Annotated in this window: 6 protein-coding genes; 4 read left to right on the top strand and 2 right to left on the bottom strand. The window is 55.9% G+C overall.

Annotated elements, in window-relative coordinates; translation table 11 throughout:
* A partial coding sequence (locus tag A3754_RS17750; RefSeq protein ID WP_063520767.1) for a neutral/alkaline non-lysosomal ceramidase N-terminal domain-containing protein occupies window positions 1-1,622 on the bottom strand: 1,622 nt, incomplete at its 3' end.
* Between the two features lie 239 nt (window positions 1,623-1,861).
* Here A3754_RS17750 and A3754_RS17745 point away from each other — a divergent pair.
* From A3754_RS17745 to A3754_RS17730, 4 genes are all read left to right on the top strand, one after another.
* Complete coding sequence (locus tag A3754_RS17745) at window positions 1,862-2,956, top strand: OmpA family protein (protein WP_063520766.1); 1,095 nt, start codon at window positions 1,862-1,864, stop codon at window positions 2,954-2,956.
* Window positions 2,957-2,966: 10 nt separating this feature from the next.
* Window positions 2,967-4,397, top strand: coding sequence for a thrombospondin type 3 repeat-containing protein (locus A3754_RS17740; RefSeq protein ID WP_063520765.1), 1,431 nt, complete (start codon window positions 2,967-2,969; stop codon window positions 4,395-4,397).
* A gap of 352 nt (window positions 4,398-4,749) precedes the next feature.
* Window positions 4,750-6,843 (top strand): transporter substrate-binding domain-containing protein, encoded by a 2,094-nt coding sequence (locus A3754_RS17735; protein ID WP_063520764.1) that lies wholly within the window; start codon window positions 4,750-4,752, stop codon window positions 6,841-6,843.
* A gap of 80 nt (window positions 6,844-6,923) precedes the next feature.
* Entirely contained in the window at window positions 6,924-7,211 is a 288-nt protein-coding gene (locus A3754_RS17730) for a hypothetical protein (protein WP_063520763.1), read from the top strand.
* Window positions 7,212-7,280: 69 nt separating this feature from the next.
* Here the strand turns inward: A3754_RS17730 and A3754_RS17725 are convergent, their stop codons facing one another.
* Window positions 7,281-8,201, bottom strand: coding sequence for an alpha/beta fold hydrolase (locus A3754_RS17725; protein WP_063520762.1), 921 nt, complete (start codon window positions 8,199-8,201; stop codon window positions 7,281-7,283).
* Between the last annotated feature and the right edge of the window lie 224 nt (window positions 8,202-8,425).

Genomic DNA, 8,425 nt, shown 5'->3' with positions numbered 1-8,425 from the left:
ATGTCGTTGATGTTGCCGCTGATGTTGCCGCTTTGTTGCAGATCGCGGCTTAGTTCGCTGCTCTGGCCAATCAGGAAATCCAGGGTATGGGGGCCGTAGAGCGTGTGGCCGCCTTCGTAATATTGCCGCTGGTATTCCTCGGGGGTGACGGCATAGCCGAAATAGCCGTTGGCCAGGCTGGAGACTTCTACTTTCCAGTTCGTGCCGGCGGGCAAGGTATCGGTAACGGCATTGCGCAGGCGATTACCGCTTTCCAGGGTGATTTCCCAGGGCAGCGGCACGATGACCAGCTCGTTGATACGCACGATCTGGAACAGGGCCTGATGGGGGAAGCGTTCTGCGGGTAACAGCAGTTGCAGCTTGGAGAGCATCCACTGTTTTACGCCCTGGCAGTTGTCGGTGAAAAAGTGTCGAGGCCAGTCTTCCTTGAGAAAGGGCAAGTAGGAAATCGGAAACACTTCATCGCCATTGGCGGCCCCGGCGACGGCGGCGCCGGCTATGGCGCGCTCACAGAGTCCGAAGCGCCCTGTGTCGATCTGCTCCAGCAGGTTCAGTTGGCGGCTGGCGATAGCGGTGTCCAGTGTGCCGGTGAGCTGGTTATCCAGTGAGTGAAACAATTGTACGGCGTGTTCGCCCAGAGTGGTGCCAATACGTTGTGCTTCCAGGTCGCCACGCTGGTTTGTGTGCCAGGCCGGGTTATTGTCGGCGTGGGTGGCCTGGGCGGCGCCATGGATAAAGCCGGGGGCTGTGCTTGCCAGTTCATCTTCCAGTGTGCCACTGATCCAGTGCCAGACGTCGGCGTGGTAAGGACGGGTAAAGGGGGGAATGGCGGTGCCATGAATGGAGTACAGGCTAAGCGCACCGGCAGGAACAAAGCGATCACCTTGCTTCTGGTCGATGCGCAGCAGGGTCATGGTGGGGTTGACCGCCATCATCGGGTCGTCATCCAGGTGCTGGCCGTCAGGGAAATTGTTCGCCCAGGCGCCCATGGAACGGTTACGGGTATAGCCCCGGATGTCGCTTTGGCCCACTGCGAAGCGGGCTTCCCGTCGGGAGGTATAGGCTGCGATGACCGCGTCGGCAATCTGTTCGCTCAGGTATTCAAACAAGGCCGGGTCGAAGCCGGGTTTGTTGCTGCCAAAGACATTATAGAAGTCACTGCCCAGATACTGCCCCGGGCCGGAATGGGTATGGGTCACCAGTAAAGATAACGCGTGTGCAGGCACGTCGGTTTTCTTTGCGATGCGTTCTGCCACGCGATGGTGAAGCGGCAGAGAGCCGGTGCCCAGGTCCAGTTGCACGATAGCGAGCGGTGTTTGCCCGGGCGCATGTAAATAAAAGGCCCTTGCTTTCAATCGGGTGCGAAAACCATCTGCAGGTTTGGCCCAGGCGGAATAACCGAATTTGGGTATTCCTATTGGCGGGGTGATGTCCCGTTCTGCAATGCCTGCCAACGGCGCGGTGGCCTGGCTGGGCGCAAGTGGTTCGCCAAGGTGAATGTCGACCTGCTGACGGGGAAAAAAAAGAAACGGCCAGGCGGTATGGGCCAGGGCGGCGATAACAATGAGAGCGACAATGACCAGCAGCCAGCGGCGGATACGGCGTGGGTGTGTGGGCTTCATAATCCGGCTTTCTTATAATTTGCACCAAAGTACCAATTTGGTGCTGTTGGTGCAAACGGGTGCATTTTGTTGCTGAGCGGGCGTGAAGGATACGAAAAGATACGCTTAGATACAGAAAGCAGGAACATGAACGGGTTCACAACAATATTCCAACGCAACGGCACCGGACGCCTATTTTTTTTTCTTTCCCCACCTATTCCAATGGTTGCACAGATCATTCATACCCAAGGGGGGTAGTCATGAAAGGAAGCACGCGTATATCCATGCTGGCAGCGAGTGTCGCATTAGCGACGCAAGCGATTGCCGCAGAGGACATGAAAGAGCCCAACACGCGGCAGTATGTCGCGCCCATGCTGCACTATCTGGTACTGGACGAAGATCGGGATCTGTCTCGCAAGGGGCTGGGTGCCGGTTTGGTCTATGGCCGTGAATTATCCGATCACTGGTGGTGGGAAACCGAAGGTGCCGGGTATGGCCTGGATTCCGGTGTCGAAGGCGCTGCGGATTATTACCAGTACACGGTAAGTACCGGTGTGGCCTATGCCTTTGGCGACCGCGAAGGCTTTACGCCTTTCGTTCTGGCCCAGATCGGTGGCATCTACAACGATGTGGTGCCAGACGATGATGATGGCTTTGATTTGCACGCCAATGTGGGGTTGGGTGCGGTTACCGGTCCTATTTTTGATAACGGCCTGAAGTTGCGCGCTGAAGCCCGTTATATGTATGACGATTTCGACGGTATTACCGGCACGGCATCTGAAGATGAAGGCGGGTTCAACGACTGGCGCTTCTCTCTGGGTCTGGAAGTACCTCTCGGCCAGACCAAGATTGTCGAAGTGGAAAAAATTGTCTACGAAACCCGTGAAGTCGAGAAAGTTGTGGAAGTGGCCGCTGCCGACAGTGATGGCGACGGTATTCCTGACAACCGTGACAAGTGCCCGAACACCATTGCCGGCGGCAAGGTGGATGGCGATGGCTGTCTGTTAACCAACCAGACCATTACCTTCAACAACATTGGCTTCGAGCTCAATTCTGCCAAGCTCACCGCGACCTCCCGTCCGCTAGTGGACCGTCTTGTCAAAGCGCTGAAATCTCAGACGAACTTCGATGTCGAGATTGCAGGCCACACGGATAGCACCGGTAGCGCTGAATACAACGAAACCCTTTCCGATGAACGTGCCAAGGCTGTACGCCAGTACTTGATTGATAATGGCATAGCAGCAGAGCGTCTGACCGCTCGTGGGTATGGTGAAGTGGTTCCGGTTGCCAGCAATGAGACCTCATCAGGCCGTGCCATGAACCGTCGCGTTGAATTCCGCGTTAGCGAGCAGTAGGAGAATAGTCATGAATATGTATAGCAAATCGTTTTTTGTAATCATGCTGGCTGCTTTGCTGGGTCTTGGATTGGCTGGTTGTGAAGCGGATGGAGATGGCAGCAGTGGCGGCAACACTCCGGTTGGTAATAATGCTGACCAGGACAATGATGGCGTTCCCGATAACGTGGACAACTGTCCCGCTAACCCCAATGCCATGCAGGAAGATCAGGATGGTGATGGTATCGGCGATGTCTGTGATGACGACCGTGATGGTGACGGGGAAGACAACCCCACTGACAACTGTCCGCTGGTTGCCAACCCGACTCAGGATGACACTGATGGCGACGGTATTGGCGATGCCTGTGATCAGGACAACGACCAGGACAACGACGGTATCGACGATGGGGTAGATAACTGTCCTGCCATTTTCAACCCGGAACAGGGTGATGTGGATAACGATGGTATCGGTGATGTTTGTGATGACGACGCGGATGGCGATGGTGTGGATAACACCAATGACAACTGTGTGTTCACGGCAAACGCGGATCAGAAAGACACGGATACCGATGGTATCGGCGACGTCTGCGAAGACGACCGCGACGGTGACACCATCCTTGATACCAATGACAACTGCCTGAACATTCCTAACACTGACCAGGCTGACCTGGATCTGGATGGCATTGGTGATGTGTGTGACGACGACCGTGATGGTGACGGCGTGGACAACGACACTGATAACTGCCCACTGGCTGCCAACGCGAACCAGGCGGACAGCGACGGTAACGGCATTGGTGACGTTTGTGATGGCGGTGGCGGTGATCCCACTGACACCGATGGCGATGGCGTTCCGGATGTCTCTGACAACTGCCCGATGATTCCTAATGAAGATCAGGCTGATGGCGATGGTGATGGTAAAGGCGATGTCTGTGACGACGACGGTTTCACCTGTTCCGCTACCACCACTTTCCAGCAGCTGGCCAATACGGATTACACGGCAGACAGCGGTGTGCTGGGCGTATGCCTGGGTTGCTCCGTGGATGACGAGGGCCAGGCAATTGACGGAAATAACGCGACTTTCGCACAGATCAATATTGGCGCGGCACTGGTCTACGGTGGCGGGTTTGTGGCGGCGGACGCCATTGACCAGTCCGTGGATATTGCAGACAGCGTTGTCGGCTTTGTGGTCAGCGATCCGACCTCCCAGCTGCTCAATCTGGAACTGCTTGGCAATTTCACAACCATTCGTTTCTTCAACGACGGTGTGGAAGTGGACAGTGCTACCGTAGGCGGCGGGTTGCTGGATCTGGACTTGCTGGGCCTGGGTGCCAACTCGGATCAGCGTTTCATTGCTGCTCCGGCATCTAGCCAGCCGTTCGATTCCATTCAGCTGGACTATGCTGGTCTGGTGAATGCCAACAAAGCGTTCCGTGTGCACGATGTTTGTGTCGGTACGCCCTGATCGGCAAAGCAGGTAAATAAGGAAAGGGCCCCCACGGGGCCCGGCTCCGAAGGCTAGCAATAGCGCCTCGGGGCAAGAAAAGGCCTGAACCAAACCGGTTGCAATGATTCTGAAAAGAATGCGTTGTCACCGAAGAGGTTCAGGCCTTTTTTTGTTCCGGGCGCCGGCGTTTTCAGAGGCTTCCTGGCTGTCTTGAGCACAAATAGCGTACTGGTTAACTGCTTCTGGGGTGTATAGCCGCAAACGCCGTTTTCGGAGATAAGTACGGATCACCTAAAAAGTATCGCCTGATGGGCATAGGCTGGTACCCTGAGCTAAGAAATAAACACTAGAAGGGAAAGGGGGGGCACCCATGCGAACAGGCATATTCATCCTCATATGTCTCGGTGTCACGCTGCTGGCCGGTTGCGACAAGGAGCCGGAGGTGGGAGAGGTCGTCAGCACCTTTAAAAATTACCAGGAAACCGGTGATTTGCCTGCGCTGAAGGAACGGGGCTTTGTTCGGTTGTTGGCCCCCCGGTTTGACGAGCCCTCAGGGCTGCCCCGCGATGGCGTCCCGGCCAGCGAATACCAGCAGCAGGCGGAAGAATTCGTCGAGCACCTCGGGCTGGAGCCGTGCTGGGTGTATGCCGACAATTTTGGTGAGTTGAGCACCCTTATCAATCAGGGCATGGCTGACATCATTATCACCAATTATTCGGTGACCAAGGAGCGTCGGAAGAACCTCGCCTTTTCTACCCCGGTAAACGCTGTACAGGAACGCATGGTGGTACCGCGGGCGCTGGCGGACCTGCCGCTAACGGAGATGGGGGAGGTGACGCTGTCGGTACCGGAAGGGTCCGCTTATCTGGAAACCGCCACCAAACTGGCCAAGCGCCACGACAATGTCAGCGTGGAAGTGCTGGACAGCAATATCTCAGATGAGGAATTGGTTAACGGTGTGGCAAATGGTGAGCTGGCGGCAAGTATCGTCGACAGCAACATGCTCGATGCCTTGCTTGAAGAGGATGGCGAGGCCGTGGCCGGACCGGTGGTCAATCGCAAACGTCGTATCGCCTGGGCCGTGCGCTCGGATAGCAGCGAATTACTGGATCAGATCAACCAGTACATCACCAGTGAGCGGGTCATTACCTCCGTGGACAGTGAAGAAGAACGCGGCTGGGCGGACATTCGCGAAAAAGGGGTGTTGCGAGTTATCACCTCCAATAACCCGGCCAGCTATTTTATGTGGCGCGGTGAATTGATGGGGTTTGATTACGACCTGATCAAGGACTTTGCCAAGCAGCATCGTTTGCGTGTGCGGGTTATTGTGCACGATACGCCGTCCTCCATGTTTGCGGCGCTGGAGGCGGGGGAAGGCGATGTTATCGCCGCCTCCATGACCGTCACGCCAGAGCGTCAGAGCGCAGGCTGGTCCTTCAGTGAACGTTATCTGGAAGTGAATGAGCAGCTTATTGGTGAAGCCGGCGAGAGCTCGCTGGATACGGTGGAAGGACTGGCCGGGCGCACGGTGGCAGTGAACCCGGAAACGGCCTATTACGACACGCTCAAAGCGTTGCAAAAGGCGGGGGGCACGTTCGAGATTCTGGAAGTGGAGAACGCCAGTACGGAAATGTTGATTGATGGCGTGGCCAACGGTGATTACGACCTGACCATGGCCGATAGCCATCTGGCTGCCATGGAATCCACCTACCGGGATGACATCGCTGTATTGTTCCAGTTCGAACCGGCCAAACAGATCGCCTGGGTTACCCGAGAGTCCCAGCAAGCCTTACGTGAGCAGCTCAATAGCTATATAAAGCGTGGTTATCGGGGGCTGTTCTATAACGTGACCTACAACCGGTATTTCAAGGAAAAGAAAACCATCGCCACCCATGAGGCCTACCGGGTAGAACCAGGTCGGGATATTTCCCCCTATGATGAGCTGGTGCGTTCAGAGTCGCTTAAGTATGGCCTGGATTGGCGCCTGATTACTTCCCAGATGTACCAGGAAAGCCGTTTTAATCCGAACGCGCGCTCTTTTGCAGGTGCTCAGGGGCTGTTGCAAGTGATGCCCCGTACCGGCCGGCAATTTGGTTACAGTAATCTGACTAACCCGAAAAATGGCGTGGAAGCGGGGCTGGCTTATATCGACTGGCTGGAACAACGCTTTCCCGCTCGCCTGGACCTGGCGGAAAAATTGTATTTTACGCTGGCGGCTTACAATGCTGGGCATGGCCACGTGGAAGATGCCCGCCGTCTGGCGCAACGCATCGGTAAAAACCCGGACAAGTGGTTCGGGCACGTGGAGCAGGCCATGCTGTTATTGTCCAAACCCCAGTATGCCCGCCAGGCCCGCTATGGCTATGTGCGTGGTACTGAGCCGGTGAAGTACGTGCGGGAGATCAAGAACCGCTATCTTGGCTATGTGTCAGCGCTGGGCGAGCAGGAGCAGTCTCAGCTTTAACCTGAATTTTACAACTATGCCATGGAAAAGCCGGAAATGGGCCCCACCATCTGGGGTACCACTCATTGAAGGAGATTGTGATGGATCGCAACACTTTCATCGAAAAGGTAAAAGGCAAGCTGGACGAACTGGACAATGAATTCGATCAGCTGCAAGTCAAGGCGGATAAAGCCGGTGAGGATGTCCGCCACCAGTGGGAAACCCGTAAGCTGGAATTGAAAGAGAAGCGCAAGGAACTGTCTGCGCAGCTGGATGAGGTGCGTAACGACAGCAATACTCGCTGGGAAGAAGTGAAAGACAGCGTGGAAAAAACCTGGGATAGCACCCTGGATGGGCTGAAGGACATCAAGAACAGTCTGTTCAAGTAACGCCAGGCGTTTGAAAAAAAAAACCGGGCTTTTTGCCCGGTTTTTTTATGTCGCACGTGACCCGGTTTTTCAGAGACTTCCCAGCCACTCGGTGATCGCCTGGTGCACTTCGTCACGGCAGTGGTCGTTGAGGATTTCATGCCGGCCTTCAGGCCAGAAGTGCGTGGTCAGCGGTTGCTCCATGGCATGCAACACTTTCTCCAGGGCCATCATGCCCTTGCCGTTGTCGCTCATGGGGTCCTGTTCACCGCCCAGCAGTAGTACGGGCAAGTTTTCCGGCAGTTCGGACAGCCCTGAAATGCTCTGTATGCGACGCATGGCGGTTACCAGTTGCACCCAGGTTTCCGTACTGCAATCGAACCCGCACAGTGGATCATCGATATAACGTTTCACTTCTTCGGCATTGCTGCTCAGCCAGTCGAAATCGGTGGTCGGGTCCGGTACCTGGGTTGCCCAGGTGCCAAAGGTGAGCTTGTGTATCAGCGGGCTGGGGTTGCGTTTGCCCCGGCGCATGCGCTCGAACAGGATGGGCAGGGACATTAACCGGTAGTAGGCACCGGGATGATAATCGCTGGCGCACATTACCAGGCCGGAGAGGGCGTCACCGTGTTGCTCTGCTGTGCCCAGCGCGATAAAAGAGCCCATGCTGTGGCCGCCGAGAACGAGCGGTAACTGTGGGTGTTGTTCTTTGGCCAGGTGAATGACGCTGGCGGCGTCATTGACCAGATGTTGCCAGCCGTGCTGGTCACCTATGTGCCCAGCGGGGCTGTCCTCGTTAATACTGTCACCATGACCGCGATGGTCCGGGCAATACAGGTGCCAACCGGCTGCATTCAAGGTACGGGCCAGATTCTGGTAACGTGAGCCATGTTCGGACATGCCGTGCAGCCAGATTAGCGTGCCCCTGGCTGTGGCTGATTCGCAGGGCCAGTGGTGGATGGCGACAACATGGTTATCATCCGTGGTGTGATGGATCATCTGTTCGGTCATAATAGTCTCCGGCTGCGCAAAACGTGCGTCATTGCCGAGGCAAGGTCAAGAAACTCAACGAGGAAGAGAGATGATAGCAAGAATAAAAGGTCTCCTGATGGTTTTCGTGGTAGCCCTGCTGGCGACTGCCTGTACGGCCCATAACACCATGGTCAGCAGTTCCGCCCGCGCCAAGGATCACCAGGCCGGTGAGCATGTCAACAAAGTGCTAGTGGTGGCGGTGG

This window comes from Alcanivorax sp. HI0083, from assembly GCF_001635175.1.
Note: the sequence above shows the minus strand (reverse complement) of the source record. Positions and strands in the feature narration are given on the sequence as shown.